The sequence below is a fragment of the Mycolicibacter sinensis genome (assembly GCF_001673565.1).
Taxonomy (GTDB): domain Bacteria; phylum Actinomycetota; class Actinomycetes; order Mycobacteriales; family Mycobacteriaceae; genus Mycobacterium; species Mycobacterium sinense_C.
Window position 1 is genome coordinate 51,532 of record NZ_LZMF01000126.1, and the last position, 15,230, is coordinate 66,761.

The 15,230-nt window shown below is 65.0% G+C and carries 15 protein-coding genes; 5 read left to right on the forward strand and 10 right to left on the reverse strand.

The window, feature by feature from the left end:
- The first annotated feature begins 117 nt into the window (after positions 1-117).
- Both A5648_RS17550 and A5648_RS17555 read left to right on the forward strand, forming a co-directional pair.
- Entirely contained in the window at positions 118-1,296 is a 1,179-nt protein-coding gene (locus A5648_RS17550; RefSeq protein WP_065025867.1) for a glycosyltransferase, read from the forward strand.
- Entirely contained in the window at positions 1,293-2,015 is a 723-nt protein-coding gene (locus A5648_RS17555; protein ID WP_065025762.1) for an FkbM family methyltransferase, read from the forward strand. Before A5648_RS17550 ends, A5648_RS17555 begins: the two co-directional genes overlap by 4 nt.
- Here A5648_RS17555 and A5648_RS17560 read toward each other — a convergent pair.
- Positions 1,993-2,670 (reverse strand): hypothetical protein, encoded by a 678-nt coding sequence (locus tag A5648_RS17560; RefSeq protein WP_065025763.1) that lies wholly within the window; start codon positions 2,668-2,670, stop codon positions 1,993-1,995. The genes A5648_RS17555 and A5648_RS17560 overlap by 23 nt on opposite strands.
- A gap of 17 nt (positions 2,671-2,687) precedes the next feature.
- Here A5648_RS17560 and A5648_RS23835 point away from each other — a divergent pair, with 17 nt between their 5' ends.
- The 3 genes from A5648_RS23835 to A5648_RS17575 all read left to right on the forward strand — a co-directional run bounded on the left by A5648_RS23835 (position 2,688) and on the right by A5648_RS17575 (position 5,077).
- Complete coding sequence (locus tag A5648_RS23835; protein ID WP_131810593.1) at positions 2,688-3,092, forward strand: hypothetical protein; 405 nt, start codon at positions 2,688-2,690, stop codon at positions 3,090-3,092.
- On the forward strand, positions 3,089-3,460 hold the full coding sequence (locus A5648_RS17570; protein WP_065025765.1) for a hypothetical protein: 372 nt from the start codon (positions 3,089-3,091) through the stop codon (positions 3,458-3,460). The genes A5648_RS23835 and A5648_RS17570 overlap by 4 nt, the downstream gene beginning before the upstream one ends.
- Positions 3,461-3,733: 273 nt before the next feature.
- The gene (locus A5648_RS17575; protein WP_131810594.1) at positions 3,734-5,077 is read left to right on the forward strand and encodes a hypothetical protein; all 1,344 of its coding nucleotides are present in this window, start codon (positions 3,734-3,736) and stop codon (positions 5,075-5,077) included.
- Between the two features lie 37 nt (positions 5,078-5,114).
- Here the strand turns inward: A5648_RS17575 and A5648_RS17580 are convergent, their stop codons facing one another.
- From A5648_RS17580 to A5648_RS17620, 9 genes are all read right to left on the reverse strand, one after another.
- Positions 5,115-6,620 (reverse strand): hypothetical protein, encoded by a 1,506-nt coding sequence (locus A5648_RS17580; protein WP_131810595.1) that lies wholly within the window; start codon positions 6,618-6,620, stop codon positions 5,115-5,117.
- Entirely contained in the window at positions 6,617-8,146 is a 1,530-nt protein-coding gene (locus tag A5648_RS17585) for a KamA family radical SAM protein (RefSeq protein ID WP_234787466.1), read from the reverse strand. Before A5648_RS17585 ends, A5648_RS17580 begins: the two co-directional genes overlap by 4 nt.
- A complete protein-coding gene (locus A5648_RS17590; protein ID WP_065025768.1) occupies positions 8,143-9,531 on the reverse strand; it encodes a flavin monoamine oxidase family protein in 1,389 nt (462 codons plus the stop codon). The genes A5648_RS17585 and A5648_RS17590 overlap by 4 nt, the downstream gene beginning before the upstream one ends.
- The gene (locus A5648_RS17595) at positions 9,528-9,749 is read right to left on the reverse strand and encodes an acyl carrier protein (protein WP_065025769.1); all 222 of its coding nucleotides are present in this window, start codon (positions 9,747-9,749) and stop codon (positions 9,528-9,530) included. The genes A5648_RS17590 and A5648_RS17595 overlap by 4 nt, the downstream gene beginning before the upstream one ends.
- Positions 9,746-11,308: an AMP-binding protein gene (locus A5648_RS17600; RefSeq protein WP_065025868.1), complete on the reverse strand. Its 1,563-nt coding sequence runs from the start codon at positions 11,306-11,308 to the stop codon at positions 9,746-9,748. Before A5648_RS17600 ends, A5648_RS17595 begins: the two co-directional genes overlap by 4 nt.
- Positions 11,309-11,369: 61 nt before the next feature.
- Entirely contained in the window at positions 11,370-12,659 is a 1,290-nt protein-coding gene (locus tag A5648_RS17605) for a beta-ketoacyl-[acyl-carrier-protein] synthase family protein (protein ID WP_065025770.1), read from the reverse strand.
- Between the two features lie 67 nt (positions 12,660-12,726).
- Positions 12,727-14,397, reverse strand: coding sequence for an exopolysaccharide biosynthesis polyprenyl glycosylphosphotransferase (locus A5648_RS17610; protein WP_267887836.1), 1,671 nt, complete (start codon positions 14,395-14,397; stop codon positions 12,727-12,729).
- A 178-nt stretch (positions 14,398-14,575) separates the two neighbouring features.
- The gene (locus tag A5648_RS17615) at positions 14,576-14,860 is read right to left on the reverse strand and encodes a WXG100 family type VII secretion target (RefSeq protein WP_064853237.1); all 285 of its coding nucleotides are present in this window, start codon (positions 14,858-14,860) and stop codon (positions 14,576-14,578) included.
- A gap of 22 nt (positions 14,861-14,882) precedes the next feature.
- Positions 14,883-15,179 carry a WXG100 family type VII secretion target gene (locus tag A5648_RS17620; protein ID WP_065025771.1) on the reverse strand — a complete coding sequence of 99 codons (297 nt, stop codon included), beginning with the start codon at positions 15,177-15,179 and terminating at the stop codon, positions 14,883-14,885.
- Positions 15,180-15,230 lie beyond the last annotated feature (51 nt).

The following is a 15,230-nucleotide window of genomic DNA, read 5'->3' on the forward strand; positions in this document are numbered from 1 at the left end:
TCAACACCGTGAGCCGGGTGATGGGCGCCGGGCGGGCGAATGTCATCGACAGGGCGTCGATCGGGGACGGCCCGCTGGGTCGTGCGTGGCGATTGCGACGGCACCGAGGCCGGTGAGATGCCGCCGGTACGTCTGCTTCAGGTAGCAGGCACACTCAACCCGACCTACGGGGGCCCGTGCGTCGTGGTCAATCAGCTCACCCGAAGCCTAACCGAGTTGGGGCATTGCGTCGACGTGGTCACCACGGATCCCCCGTCAGCGCGGTGGCTCACCGACCTGCCCGGCACTCCGCGCCCCTTCGGTCCGGCACGCGGAAGATACGGCTACTCAAGGCAGTTGAGACTGTGGCTGCAACGGCATGTCACCGACTACGACGCCGTGACCGTCCACGGCATCTGGCAATACCAGAGCCGAGCGGTGCACGCGGCGTGCCGCGGAACCGGGGTGCCGTACTTCCTTTTCGTCCATGGCGCGCTGGATCCCTGGTTCGAGCAGCGCTATCCCGGTAAACACCTCAAGAAATCGCTCTACTGGCGGCTAGTCGAGCATCGAACACTCCGCGATGCCCGAGCCGTGCTCTACACCTGCGAGGAGGAACGGCGGCTGGCCCGGACCGCGTTCACGCCCTACCAGGCGCGGGAAGCCATCGTCGGTATCGGGATCGAACGGCCGCCGGGCGATCCGGCGCGTCAGCGCGAGGTTTTCCTGGCGCAGAACCCGCACCTTGAAGGCCGTCGCACCCTGCTGTTCCTCGGCAGGTTGCATCCCAAGAAGGGATGCGACCTGTTGATCGAGGCGTTCGCGCAGGTCTGCCATCAAGATGAGCGGCTCCACTTGGTCGTGGCCGGACCTGACGAATCGGGAACGGAGACCAAGCTGCGGATGCTCGCCGAATCGCTGCGAGTGGCAGATCGCATCACCTTTCTCGGGATGCTGAATGACGACGCCAAGTGGGGCGCATACCGATCAGCTGATGCGTTTGTGCTGCCATCGCATTCCGAGAACTTCGGGATTGTGATCGCTGAGGCGCTCGCGTGTGGTCTGCCCGTCCTCATCAGCGACAAAGTGAACATCTGGCGCGAGATTCAGCGTTGCGACGCAGGCCTTGTCGAGACCGACACCCTCCCCGGCGCCATCTCGCTGTTGCAGCGCTGGATAGCACTGCCCGACATCGAACGTGCAGAAATGCGGCGCCGTGCGCAGGCCTGCTTCCTGGACAACTTCGAAGCGCGGGGTGCTGCACTCGGATTCATCACATCGATTGCCGAGGCGATCGGAGAGGCAGGCGCTGCATGAGACGCTCGGCGAAACTTCTCGCCATCCTGCGGGTGGCGCCGTATAGAACCGCCCTGCTGCGGCATCGGGTCGCCGCGGCCGTCGAGCACCGCGAAGGACTCGCGGGGCTGACGTTGCGCACTGTCGTCGACGTCGGCGCCAACCGTGGCCAGTTCGCGCTCTTCGCCCGGCATGCCTTCCCCGCCGCGCGGATCGTCTCGCTGGAACCGCTCGCAGCGCCCGCGGCGCGCTTCCAGCGGGTCTTCGCCCACGAGCCACGGGTCACGCTGCACCACGCCGCGCTGGCCCCGGCGAGCGGAGAATCCACCATGCACGTCTCCGGCCATGATGATTCGTCGTCGTTGCTGCCCATCACCGCCACCCAGCGGCAGCTCTTTCATGGCACCGGTGAAGTGGGCACCGAGACGGTCCGAATCGGCCCGCTGTCCGAGTTTCTCGACGGCGGTTCCATCGACGAACCGGCGCTGCTGAAGCTCGACGTTCAAGGCTACGAGTTGGAGGCGTTGCGCGGCTGCGGTGAACTGCTCGACCGTTTCACCTACGTCTGCGCGGAGGGCTCGTTCATCGAGCTGTACGAAGGGCAGGTGCTGGCCGACGAGCTCACCGGATGGCTGCGCGAACGGGGCTTTGAGCTGGTCCGCAGCTACGGCGCCGTCAGCGATGAGAACGGGCGGGCAATCCAAACCGACATGCTGTTCAAGCGCGGCACGCCGGGCTGATCCCAGGGCTCACCGGCCCCGCGCTCTCCGCCCAGATTTCGGTGAATCCCACCTGCGAGTCGGTCAAGCCGTGATTGGCGTAGGCCTCGAATGTCGCGAACGGTCCCGCCCACTCGCCGATGCGGGGATCGCGCACGCTCTGGTGTCGGCCGTCCGGCAGCTCGATGTCCGCCCGGTCGCCGTCGAGGTCGGCCCGCGCCTCATAGACCCGGGTGCCGTCCTGGTCGAGCGGCCGGCGAAAGCAGCCCGATCGCAGCGTCTGAAGTCCATTCGGTGTGGCGCCCGCTGGGGGCCAGACGCCGAAGCTCCACCTGTCGGGGGTAACGACCAGATGCATGGGCAGCGGCCAGTCCAGTGCCGTCTGAGAGACCAGCAGCGCCATCACACCCGGTGTCCCACGCCGCGCGGTGAACGTCCAGCGAGCGCCGATGGCGGTGATCGGCGCCCCCAGGTTCGCCGACGTGTAGTAGCCGGCCGCACGACCGCCGACGGTAGGCGCGTTCGTCAGTTTTCCGCTTACGACGCTCAGGTGCGTAGTGGGATCGTCGGGCGGGTCGGCTGTCGATAAGGCGGCGCCAGGACCGAAACGGGCCGGCGCCGGACCGTCCGCAAGACCGCGGAAATCCAGCCGGGCCTGGGTCCGATAGCGGGACACAGGAATATGATCGCGCGGTGGTGACTGTTTCGCCAAGGAACCGCGCCTCTCGACTGTGGCCCTACGTTGCTTCCGGCGCGGCGGTCGGTGTCGCGGTCCGCGAAGTGTCCGCGTCGATGTGGCCGCTGCTGGCGCAGCGATGGATCTCGATGCTGCTGTTCACCGCGGCAGCATCGTTCGCTCTGGGTTGGATGCTCGCGGTTCGGGCACAACCTCGCCTGCTGGCGACCGTGTGGGGCGGATCCGGGGCATTGTGCAGTATCAGCGTGATCACGACGCTGACGATCGGCAGTGCTCCGATGTGGGGCTTGCCCTGCATGGCATTGATCCCGGTGAGCGCCGCTGCCGGCGTCGTCGCGGGAGCGTTCGTGAGCATCAGACGTCGTCGACGGCCCCGCGCGACAGACGAGCATTCCGGATGACTGCGCTGCCGCTCATGTGCGTCGGCGGCGCCGGCGCGGCAGTCCTGTTGTCATTGTTCTATTTCCGGCAACCGTCGATACGGCTGGTGATCGCCGGGAACTGTGGCGCCTGCGCGCTGGTGGCCGCATTGACGGTCTATCCGCACTACTACCCCGTGTTGACGCCGGTGGCCGCCGGCTTCCTCTCCACGGCGGCTCCTTTGACATCGGTTTTCCAGCCCTGGCCGGCCATTGAAACCATGTCTGAGGCACTACGGTTCGCCGCCCGAGTTGGCGGACTACTGGCGCTGAATCTGCTCTATGGCACAGCATTCGCGATGATCGGATTCCTGAGCGTATTTCTCGTCGCTACGCCCACACTGCGTTGACGCCGCCGCAAGACTCTTCCCCTCGCCGTTGTTTTCGCGGTCCGACAGCGCTATTTCGTGAGAAGCTGGATGCTGGCAAGTCCGGCTACGTTCGGATGCCTGGCACAACCCGGGGGCGCGGCGCCGACAATGAGATCAAGGACAAAGGGTTCAGGGAACACACCGCTCATGACGCGGATGATCGTGGCGATCATCGTGACGGTGCTGGCGGCGTTGCTGTTGTATTTCGTTTTCCTCTACGGCTAGCGCTCGATTCACGGCGAGGTGCAGCGCATGGGTCGTCACAGCGAAACCTTCACCGGCTCCGGCAGCCGGCGGGTCTCCCGCCTGCGGGTCGGTGAAAGCGACGCCGAAACAGTAATGGCGCCCGCGAAATCGAGCCGCCGGGCCCGGATCTTCTCGGCGACGATCGACCAGGGTTTCTCCAGCGCCAGCAACGGGATCTTCACATTCGCCGTCGCGGTCGTGTCCACGACAGAAGAGTTCGGCGGAATCGTTCTGATGATCACCGCCCTCATCGCGATCCTGGTGACGCAACGGGGCGCGCTCGGCACTCCGCTGCTGCTGAAGTCCGATCAGACGACCGAGCGAATACGCCGGGAGGGTTCCTTCGCCATCTCCGCCGGCTTAGCGATCGGCTGCGCCGCGCTCGCCGTGATGGTGCTCTTCGGGCGCACGCTCGGCCTTCCCGCTCTCCTGCTCGGCGTCGCTGCGCCGATCGTTTTGTGCCAGGACGTCTTGCGGTACGTCACGATTGCCGAAGGCCGACCGCACGTCGCGGCGATCTGGGATGGCGTCTGGTTTCTGGGGACTGTTCTGCTCATCGTCTCGGCCTGGCTGAAGATCTCGACAGTGTCCTGGTTGATCGGAGGGTGGGCGAGCCTCGGCCTGATTGCCGCTGTTGGTATCGCGACCGATCTCCGGGTACGGCCCAGGGTCGCCGGTCTGCGACGATGGGCGACGGCCGGCTGGCAACACCGCATCAGGTACGGCGTCGATGCTGGGCTCGAGCAGACCACTGTCTTCCTGGTTCTCGCGATGGCCGCGGCACTTGTGAGCGCCACGGCGACGGCGGCGCTCCGCGGTGCAACTGTCCTGCTGTCGCCCATTGCGATATTGGCATCGGCCCTGCAGCTGGTCGTTATCTCGGAGAGCACCCGCGATTCCGCCCCGCCCCGGACCGTCTGGTTCGCCTCCTTACGACTGTTGGGCGGCATCGCCGCGTTGGCTGTGATCGTAGGCGTGGTGCTGTGTTCGTTGCCGGGCAGCATCGGCGCTTACCTGCTGGGGGAATCGTTCGAACCCGCACGGCAGGTGCTTCCCATCGTGGTGATCGAGTATTGCGCAACCGCAGTCGCGTTCGCGTTGGGTGTCTTTCTCAGAACGTTCAATCGGAGCTCGGCCGTGGTGCGGTTCAAGATCGTGCTGATGACGGCGACGCTCTCGACTTCCTGCTGCGGCGCATTGTTATTCCGCAGCGCAACCGGCATCGCCGTCGGCCTGGCGGTGGGAACGATTCTGGCGTCCTCGCTCGGACTGGCCTATTTCGCGCCGTGGGAGGCGCGTAAACGGGCGTCGTCGGTGGACGTCGCCGCCGTAGCAGAAGTTACCGAGTAATGCCTCTGGCCCGGCACCACTCGGTCCGGGCCGGAACCTAGGCCGGGGTGCGTGAATCGCTTGTGTCACTTGCCGAGTGGAGCCGACCCTGGGCGAACAGACTCGGGCTTCCCCGCATCGTCCGTGCCGGCGGGACGTTGAGGAGATTGGCCAGTAGCGATGGGGCGACGTCCAGGACATCGACCTCTTTGCGCGATGAATCCGGGGCGATACCTGCGCCATAGGCCAGCAGCATCCCGTGCGGGATGTGATAGGCGGTGTTGCCTCCGCCAAGTCTCTGACGCACCGCCAACCCCAGGTCTGCCGGCGTCCCGATCGCCTCGGCATCGGCGCCGATTGGCAGATAACGCAATCGGGTGCGTTGGCGCGACTCCGCGTCGAGATTGATCATGAACGTTACGCTCCGGCCTTCTTGTCTGCAGGGAAGTTCCGCCGAACTGAACAGCTGCCTGCCGTTGTTGGTCCGCACCGACTCCAGGGGAATGATCGCCTCGCGCGCCGCGACATCATCAGCGAACACCAGGGAGATGCCCGGATACATCGCCAGACGGACCTCGGCGGGTTTCAGACCGAGCCGCGAGAGCAGCTGCGCGGGATCCTCGAGAACAAACAGATCGCGGTCGGTGAATCCGGTCGGTATCGGGCCCTGCCCCATGCTCGCCGCAATCACCAACATCGATGCCGGATTGGCTGCCAGGTGCTTACGTATGCGACCCAACTGCCGATCGGTGTAATCCATCGCGGTCATGATGAAATTGCCGTACACCTCATCAGTCTCGTATTCGTAGGCGTAATCGGGCATGGCATCGCCCCAGTAGCGGTGCATCATGCCTGCCACGTGGTTGGTGAAAAAGATGCTGAGCCGCGGTCGGTACGTCTGATGCAGGCGCCAATACAGGTCGAAAGCGGGCAGAGCCTGGAGGGCCGATCGCCTGGCCTTGTATCGGCTATCACGCTTCTCGCTGACGAGATGGGCGACGAGCGTGCAGGCCGATCGCAGTGTGAGCCCGCGCCGAACAAGATCAAACCCCTCAGCGAGTAACGCCGTCGGTTTCAGTGGCGTGTTCGATGAGAAACCCTGCTCGAAGGTCATCGCCAGGTTGAATCGTTGAAATCTCTCCAACGCGGCGGGATATGTCTTGCTGTCTTGACTGAAGGTGTCGGGGATGTAGAAACCACCACTTCGAAACTGCCGGGCCGGCCAACTCTGCATCGGACCGAAGATTCCCACGCTGAGACCTGCTCGGTCTGCGACGTCCCAGATCGGGTCACCGCGAAACGTGGCAGGATCTTGACCCAGATCAAACGAGTTGTGGTCATAAGTCGACGTGTGCAAGCTGGGCCACGTCCGCCATGGACTCAGGTGTAATGAATCATCGTGGCGCGTGGTCAACGACTCGCCTCCGCGGACCAGCGCGGCCAGGTGGGAGTCGGGGCGCCGCTCGATGTAGTAGTCGACTACACGCCACGGAACCTCATTGAGTTCATAGAGGATCACATCCCTCCTGAGCTCCCGGGGCAATTCCTTCGCGTTGGTCATCATGTCTCCCTCCGCATGAAGCCGGATCGGGTCTGGAGTTTCACGGGGAACGCTGCGCTAGGCTGTTGCGGCTCAATCACGGTGTGTGCGACCGCACCCGGGCCGCCTGAGCCGTTCTGCCGGAAATGCGTGGCGCATTCGCCGTTGCTCCGCCACCACGCCTGCCCGGCCGCGGGCAAGCTGTCGATCGGGTCGTAGTACGGGTAGACCTGATTGAATGCATCGACATCGATGGCATCCAGGCCGGTGCGGTAGTTCTTGCTCCAGTACGAGATTCCCAGCGTCCGGTCGTATTCCACCACCTGGTGGACCCACCGTTTGCCGACGTAGGGCACATCGCATACGAGCCGCGGCGTCGCGAAGCCCGGTAGATAACCCATGATCGCCGACTGCAGTTGTTGCGCATCTCCCAGTGCGATCCGCCAGTGTTCGGCGTTGGGGATCATGTCGCACATGTAGAAGTAGTACGGCAGGATGTTCGCTTCGCCCTGCAGCGCAAAGCACAGGTCCAGCAGGTCGTCGGCGGTGGTGTTCACCCCGCGCAACAACACTCCTTGGTTGCGCACGTCTCGCAGCCCGGCGTCGAGCAGGGCTCGCGTCGCTTCCGCGACCAGCGGCGTCACCGACTGCACGTGGTTGATATGGGTGTGCATCGCCAGGTTGACCCCGCGGTCGGCCGCAACACGCGCCGTGCGGGCGACTCCTTCGAGCACCTTGGGCTGCAACCAGTGCTGCGGCAGCCCGGCCAGCGCTTTGGTCGCCAGGCGAATGTCACGGATAGTGTCGATGTCGAGCAACTGCATGAGAAACGATTCCAGCCGGGGCCAGGGAACGTTCGCGACGTCCCCGCCGGAGACCACCACGTCCCGGACCGTCGGTGTCGCGCGCAAGTAGTCCAGCATCCGGCCTTGCCGGTCATCAGGGCGCAGGCCCAGCCTGGCTTTGCTGACCGTCGGTGTGGAGTTGCCGACCAGATCCATCCGCGTGCAGTGCCCGCAGTATTGCGTACAGGTTGCCACCAGTTCAGCGAGTACCTTGGTCGGATAGCGATGCGTCAAGCCCTCCACTACCCACATCTCGCTCTCGTGCAACGAGTCTCGTTGAGCGTAGGGGTGCGATCCCCACTCCACGTCACGATCGCTGAACAGCGGCAACATGTAACGCCGAATCGGATCGGCGTAGAACGCATCGGTGAGCCCGCCGCCTTCGGGCACGCAGTGCGAGGCAATGGTGTTCAGCATCTGCGGCGGCAGCAGCATCGACATGGTGGCCCGCCGCTGCTGATCGGCGGCCAAGTCGGCATAGAAGCATTCGTCGAGCAGGTCACCCATCACCCTACGCAGCTCTGCGATGTTCTTCACCGAGTGCGCCCGTTGCCACTGCGGATCGCGCCACTGCGCCTCGGTGACTCCCGCCCAGCCCGGAAAACGGCACCAATCCGGCTCGGACAAGCGTTTGCGCACATAGTTATACGGCTGATCGGTGGCGGGCATGAATTCGGCAGGCACCGATTCTTCGAGCGCGGTCATCGGACGACGACCTCTGGCGGCACGGTCGCCGGTTCGGCCGCGTGAATCAGTTCGGCGGCGACCCGCCGGCCCGACCTGATGGCTCCCTCCATCAGACCGAAGAACTCCAAGCTGGTTTCGGTTCCCGCCCAGTGGACTCGGCCATGCGGTGTGGTCAGCGCTGGGCCGAGGCGCAGCCAGTCGCCGAGACCGAAAAGGGCGGCATATCCTCCCCTGCTGTACTTCTCGGCCGGCCAGTCGGTGACGGTGCATCGAGTCGGCGCCGGCAGCTGTGGAAAAAGATGATGCACGTGCGCGACTGCAGCGTCACGTTGCTTGGTTGACGACAGTTCGCCGAACAACGAGGTCGCGGCGCCGGTCACAAAGCCGGTGAGCACCCCGGCGGAGTCGTCTGGCGGGGAATCGTCGACTGTCGACAGCAGCGGCCCATTGGTACTCAGCGACCATCCGGACAATCCGTGCTTGCGCCATAGCGGAGCCGGAAAAGTCAGATGCACCTTGGTCGCGCAACCTGGGCGGGTCGCCGCCGTCGCGCGCGGCGTCGGCAGACCTGGCCGGAACTCTATGCGTTGCGCCAACAGTGGCGGGACTGCGACCACCACACGATCAGCGGGATAATCCTGTCGGGCGCGGTCAGCCGCCGAAACGCAACGCACTACCGCACCGCCGGCATTCTGGTCGATCGCATACACCGGATGCCCCAGTAGTACTCGCTGACCGAGCCGCTGGCTGAGCGCGGCGCACAGCCGATGAGCGCCGCCGTCGATCCGCCATTGCTGGGCGCCGCCCTCGAAGGCGTTGAGATAGCGGATTCCACCGCCGGAACGCAAGTAGAAGGCCATGTGTAATGCGGAGATCGCGGATGGGTCAGCCGCCATCATCTCGCCGATGAACAGTGGAAAGAAGGTGCGCGCATCCGGATGCACACCCTGATCGTCCATCCAGTCACCGGCGGTGATCTGGTCGAGGTATTCGGCTCGTGGGCTCCGCCATGGCGCCTCGGCGTCGATTTGGCCGACGAGTTCCTCGAGCCGGTCGAACAACTTGCCGAGCGCGACGCCGCGCAGCGGGGGCATCCGATTCGCAGATGTCGTCCGATTGTCGTACATCAGGAACGTGCTGTCTCCGGCCATCCCGGTCGGGACCAGACCGAGTCGGTGCTTGCGCAGCAGCGCAAGCAGTTCCGTGTGCCGGACACCCAGATACGCAGCACCGGCATCGGCGACGACGTTGTCGGCCACCGGAACTCCGTGTACCCGGCCGCCTACCCGATCACGCGCCTCCAGGACGGTGACCTCCGCCCCGGCCGCGACCAATTCGACCGCTGCGGTCAGCCCAGCCAGACCGGCGCCCACCACGACAACCCGCGAAGCTGCCCCGTTCATCGCGTCGCACCTGCGACTTTCGCAAAAAGTCCGTCCGCGCAGGGATCGTCGACGAAGTCCTCAAACATCAGTTCTGTGCCGAACTCCCGCGCGATCGCGCTGAGCACTCGGGTGGCGAGCAGAGAATCGCCCCCGAGTTCGAAGAAATCGGAATCGGTATCCACGTCCGCGGTGTCGAGAATGCGGCGAAAGACCTGGACGATGAAATCAGCGCTCATCGAGATACTCCTCTACTGTGGCAATCGGTTGCAGCCTGTCGTGTCGCCGCCCGATCGATCTTTCCGCTGCTCGTATAGGACAGGGCAGCAACGAATTGCACGCGACTTGGTACGAATTGCGCGGGTAGCCGCTCACGCAGATGTCGTCTCAACTCGGCCGCCGTAGTACCGGCTGCCGCGACCACGTACGCACACAACGTCATGTGCCCGAGCCTCCGCTCACCGACCACGACCGCACCCGCGACCGCAGGATGGGTTTGCAGTTGTGCCTCCACCTCAGCCGGATGGACCCGCACGCCGAGGACCTTCACTTGGTCGTCGCGGCGCCCCCGCGGATACAGCAAGCCGGCATCGCGACGGACTACCACGTCACCGGTTCGGAACCAGCGCGTCGGCCCAAAGCCGTAGTCAGCAACCGGAAAGCCGATCGCGGTGAGCTCGGGCAAGCCGAGATACCCGGTGGCCAGGTTGGGGCCAGCCACCAGCAACTCACCGTCGTCACTGACGTGATCGCGCACATGCGCCAGGGCACGCCCCAGCGGCACCTCGCCCTCGTGAGCCGCGACTCCCCGTTCGGTGCCCGGGCCACTCAGCCGGACTGCGTGCGTCACCATCGTCGTTTCGGTGCACCCATAGGTGTTGAGCAGCATCACCTGTCCGGTGTCGAGATTCCGCCACTGCCGCAGCCGGGTTGGATCGACCCGCTCGCCCCCGATCACCACCAGCCGGACGCAGTCGGGCAGGGTCTCGCGTTCTTCATGCAGGAAGAGCACCAGTTCGTGCCAGAACGCCGTCGGCAAATCGAGTACCGTAATTCCGCGTTCCGCCACCATGCGGACGAAACGCGGGAATGAGCCCGAGTGTGCCGCGTCGTCGAAAACGACTGCGGCGCCGGCGGTCAATGCCGGCAACATCTCCTCCAGGCAGGTGTCCCAGCCCAGCGAGGCGAATTGGAGCACCCGGTCGTTGGGGGTGAGCGCGAATAACCGCCGCAGCATGCGCACCGTGACTGCCAGTGCGTGCTGGGAGATCACCACCGGTTTCGGCGCCCCGGTAGAGCCCGAGGTGCACAGCATGTATGCAGGATGGTCCTGCTCCCACGAAAGGTCCCCGCGGGCTACTGGGGTCTCGTCAAGGTCTTGGAGCCGCAGGTTGGTCACCCCGCAGTGTTCGGGGGCCAGCGTCACGAGACGGTCGACCCCGAGTGCCGCGGCGAGCGCCATCTTCCGCCCGGCGGGCAGAGCCGCGTCGATCGGGCAGTAGGTTTCGCCGGACTGCAGCATCGCGAGCAGGTGCTCCGCCACGGTGGGTGTCGGCGAGACCAGCGCGCCGATCAGAGCGTCCGGCCGTTCCGCGGCGGATCGACGCCGCCGGTAGCGCGACGCGGTACGGCAGACCCGTGCCGCAAGTTCTCGATAGGTGATAGCCCTCCCGTTGTGCACGATGGCCGGGAGGTCAGCCGCATGTCGCGCCGCGGCGGCGAAGTCGGCCATCACCTCGCCGACCCCGGCGGTGTCCGCGAAGGCGATGTCGGCGTCGGAGAAGATGGTGTGTGTCATGGCTTCCTCGTCGTTCTCGTAGGCATCGGCCGCTGGCCGACCGGAATACGCTGCTACCACCTCAGGCCTCCTCGACCGGAACCGGGGCTTCGCGCCGACGGCGGGTAGATGCGGCGCCGAAGACCAGGGACACGTTGTGCCCGCCGAAGGCGAACGAGTTGGACATCGCGATCTCAACGGACTTCGCGACCGCGTGGTCGCGAAGGTGGTTGAGATCGCACCGGCTGTCCGGCGCGTCCAGATTCATCGTCGGCGGGAGTTGCTCGCGCGCCAGTGCGAGCACGGTTGCGGCTGCCTCGACCACGCCGGCCCCGCCCAGGAGATGCCCTGTGACGCCTTTCGTCGAACTCACCATTGGCTGGCGCTCGCCGAAGACCGCGCGGATGCCCTTTGCCTCAGTGACATCACCGATTCGGGTACTGGTGCCGTGGGCATTCAGATAGCCGATCTCGGCGGGTACGACACCCGCGTTGCGCAACGCGAGGCGCATGCTGTCGGCGATGCCACTGGCATCCGGTCGCGGAATTGCCAGATGGTAGCCATCGCTTGTGGCGCCACAGCCGATGAGATCGGCGTATCCGCTGCCGCCGCGCGCATCGGCGAGATCGCCACGTTCGATCACCAGTACGCCGCCGCCTTCGGCCGTCACGAAGCCGTTACGGTCGGTGTCGAACGGCCTGCTCGCGGCGGCCGGTTCGGCCCATCCGGTGGCGAGTGCGCCGGCGTTGCGAAACCCGGCCAGGCCGGTGGGCCCCAGTGGGCCTTCGGTGCCACCGCAGATCACCACGTCGGCGTCCCGCGCACGGATCAGCCGTAACGCCTCGGCAATCGCGTGCGCGCTGGCCGTACATGCCGAAGCGATCGCGAAGCTCGGTCCGCGGATACCGTGTTTGATGGCGATGCGGGCCGCCGCCATGTTCGGCAGAAATCCGTTGAACAGATGGCGGTCCACCGCGTCGAACCCGCGGTTGTGCTGCATGATCGCCTGCCGTTCGAACGTTTCCATGCCGCCGGTGGCCGAGGCTATGACCGCTGCGACCCGCAACGGGTCGACATCGACACCGATCCTGATGCCGGAATCTGCGATCGCATCATCGGCAGCAGCCAATGCGGTCACCGAGAAGCGGTCTGCCACAACCGCATCGTTGTCGGGAAGCACACTGAAGGCGTCGATCTGCGGGGCGATACCGACCGCGTCGACCAAGCCTGCCGCGAAGTGCCCCGCTGGTGGGCGTACCAGGCCGGAGGTCGGAGCACACAATGCAGCGAAGAAGTCATCGACTCCGCGACCGACCGGTGTGACGAGGCCGATCCCGGTTACCACCGCGTGCGGGAACGCATTTCGACGCATGGCCCACCTTTCCGTCCGGTGTTCGCTTTCAGCGGCAGAATCGTTGTTGGGATGACTTATTGCGGGATCAATATGCGCCGTTCGCACCGCAGACCGCCCCGATCGTTTTCGCGGCGATCACCAAGTCGTTGAGCATCGACCAGTTCTCCACATAAGACAGGTCCAACCGCACCGAGTCGTCCCAGCACAGATCAGATCGGCCGCTGACCTGCCACAGTCCGGTGATGCCCGGACGCACGAGCAGCCGACGACGGACCCTATGGTCGTAAGTCTCAACTTCACATCGCAGTGGCGGCCGGGGGCCGACCACACTCATTTCGCCACGAAGGACGTTGATGAACTGTGGGAGTTCATCGATGCTGTACCTACGCAGAATCTTTCCCGCTCTGGTGATTCTGGGATCCTCGCGAGCCTTGAACAGCACCCCGCCGACGCTGTCGTTGAGACTGGCCACCTCCGTCAGCCTGCGGTCGGCACCGTCGACCATGGTGCGGAATTTGATCATGCAGAACGGCACACCATCGAGGCCGATGCGTTCCGCCCGATAGAGCACCGGTCCCGGGCTGGTCGCCTTTACCGCCAGCGCGGCAACCACCATGACGGGCGATGCCGCCAGCAGCGCCGCCAGCGAAAAGCAGACGTCGAACGCCCGCTTCTGAAAGCGCTTGGCCCCGTGGTATTTCGGCTTGTCCACGTGAATCAGCGGCAAGTCGGCCACCGGCCGCACGGTAAGTCGCGGACCTGCGACATCGACGATTCCCGGAGAGACGACGAGATCAACGCCGAGTTTCTCCAATTGCCATGACAGATCGCGGATTCCCTCCGGCCCCAACTCCCCTGACGAGGTCAATGCGACCGTGTCAGCCTGCGATGCCGTGATGGCGGATCGGATGTCGGCCTCGTAGGGGAACACCCGCAGCGGACCAAGTCCGGGAACGATAAGCGTGAAGTCTTCGTCCTGGGGAACTCCGGGGGTACAGACACCGACCACGGTGTAACCGTCAGCCGGATGCCGTGCCAGCGACTGCGCAAGGTCTGTGACCGATTCAGCCCCGCCGACGGCCAGCACGGCAGTCATGAATCGGCCGTTGCGGCGCTGCCCTGCGATATACCTCCGGGCCAGGTGGCGGTTTACCGAAAGTGCGAGTAGTCCGAGCGGAAACGCGACCGCAAGATAGCCGCGAGCGATGTCGAGTTTGAACAGTGTCGAGACGACGGCGATGGCTCCGAACAGTGACAACGTCGCCGTCCACACCCGACGGAACTCCTCGGGGCCGGCCCCGATCACTTGATGTGCACGGGTGTGATAAATCGTCAGCGCCAGCGCCCACATCGACCCGATCAGCACCGAGACGGCCAAGTAGGAAACCGACGTGTGCCCCGTCCACAGGCTGCCGCTCGTCATGTTGCCGAACCGCAGAATGTGCGCCGCCACCACAACAACACTCACGACGATGCCATCGGAGACCAGCAGCCAATTGCCGTACCGGTGCTGCCATCGTGCCCGAAGAGACAGCGTCGCGAAGTAGTCACGGGGCTCGGTGCGCGACGAATCAAGTTCGGCCCCTCCGGGTTTGACTACCGACTGGGAGCGCAGCCGTTGATTCCAACCGCTCACCGCCGGACGCAGAACGGCGGATGCGACGTCCGGGTGCTCGACGGGCGCGTGGCGCCGAGGCGGAGCTTCAGCCCGCTGCAACAGCCCCTGAGTATCGGCCGCGCGGTAACCGGTCGTCACGGTCGGTCCCCCACTCCGACAACCCGTCCCCGCCACGTGCCGCCGACCCGGCGGGATTCACCGAGCTCGGCAGCAGCGAGTCGGTAGCGAATCCCGGCCGATCCCGTCGGCACCCGGGCTTCTGCGGTTACGGCTGACAACACGGCCATCAGATGTCTCCGGGTTCGGCTCGGTGCTGCTAGGCCCAGCTGGACCCGACAGCCGCATCGGTGCTGGCCATGTTGTTGCCCGCGGTCTGAATCTTCTGGCCGTGGGCGTTGGCCTGCTCGTAGATGACCGCGAAGTTGCGTCCCAACTGGGTGATGAACTCCTGACAGGCCACCGAGCCGGCGCCGCCCCAGAAGTCTCCGGCGGCCAGCACGTCGTGCACGATCGCCTGATGCTCTGCCTCGAGAGAGGCCGACTGGGCACGCACCAGCGCACCATGCGCGTCGACGTCACCGAACTGATAGTTGATCGTCATAGCACTCGTCTCCCAATTACTTTCAGCTGCTCAATATCTGTTGCGAGGCAGTTTCCTGCTGCTCGTAGTTGTTGGCGTCGCGAACCAGGCCGTCCCGTACGCCGTGCAGCATGGTCACGATGTTGCGGAACGCGGTCTGCATCTGGCCCATCGTGTCGTAGGACGTGCGTTCGGCCAGGCCACCCCAGCCGCTGCCGGAGATGTTGGTCGATGACGCCCACATCCGGCGGGCCTCATCCTCGACGGTCTGGGCGTGCACATCGAACCGGCCCGCCATCGAACGCATCGCGTCCGGATCGGTCATAAAACGTGTTGGCATTTCATCTCCTTACCTTGAGGTTGTCTAAGTGACAGTTGGTTGTTGCGTCCG

What these genes read in the sequence shown, in the direction of transcription:
- A5648_RS17550 (WP_065025867.1), top strand. Translation starts at nt 118, where the DNA reads ATGCCGCCGGTACGTCTGCTTCAGGTAGCAGGCACACTCAACCCGACC.
- A5648_RS17555 (WP_065025762.1), top strand. Translation starts at nt 1,293, where the DNA reads ATGAGACGCTCGGCGAAACTTCTCGCCATCCTGCGGGTGGCGCCGTAT.
- A5648_RS17570 (WP_065025765.1), top strand. Translation starts at nt 3,089, where the DNA reads ATGACTGCGCTGCCGCTCATGTGCGTCGGCGGCGCCGGCGCGGCAGTC.
- A5648_RS17575 (WP_131810594.1), top strand. Translation starts at nt 3,734, where the DNA reads ATGGGTCGTCACAGCGAAACCTTCACCGGCTCCGGCAGCCGGCGGGTC.
- A5648_RS17580 (WP_131810595.1), bottom strand. Translation starts at nt 6,620, where the DNA reads ATGATGACCAACGCGAAGGAATTGCCCCGGGAGCTCAGGAGGGATGTG.
- A5648_RS17585 (WP_234787466.1), bottom strand. Translation starts at nt 8,146, where the DNA reads ATGACCGCGCTCGAAGAATCGGTGCCTGCCGAATTCATGCCCGCCACC.
- A5648_RS17590 (WP_065025768.1), bottom strand. Translation starts at nt 9,531, where the DNA reads ATGAACGGGGCAGCTTCGCGGGTTGTCGTGGTGGGCGCCGGTCTGGCT.
- A5648_RS17595 (WP_065025769.1), bottom strand. Translation starts at nt 9,749, where the DNA reads ATGAGCGCTGATTTCATCGTCCAGGTCTTTCGCCGCATTCTCGACACC.
- A5648_RS17600 (WP_065025868.1), bottom strand. Translation starts at nt 11,308, where the DNA reads ATGACACACACCATCTTCTCCGACGCCGACATCGCCTTCGCGGACACC.
- A5648_RS17605 (WP_065025770.1), bottom strand. Translation starts at nt 12,659, where the DNA reads ATGCGTCGAAATGCGTTCCCGCACGCGGTGGTAACCGGGATCGGCCTC.
- A5648_RS17615 (WP_064853237.1), bottom strand. Translation starts at nt 14,860, where the DNA reads ATGACGATCAACTATCAGTTCGGTGACGTCGACGCGCATGGTGCGCTG.
- A5648_RS17620 (WP_065025771.1), bottom strand. Translation starts at nt 15,179, where the DNA reads ATGCCAACACGTTTTATGACCGATCCGGACGCGATGCGTTCGATGGCG.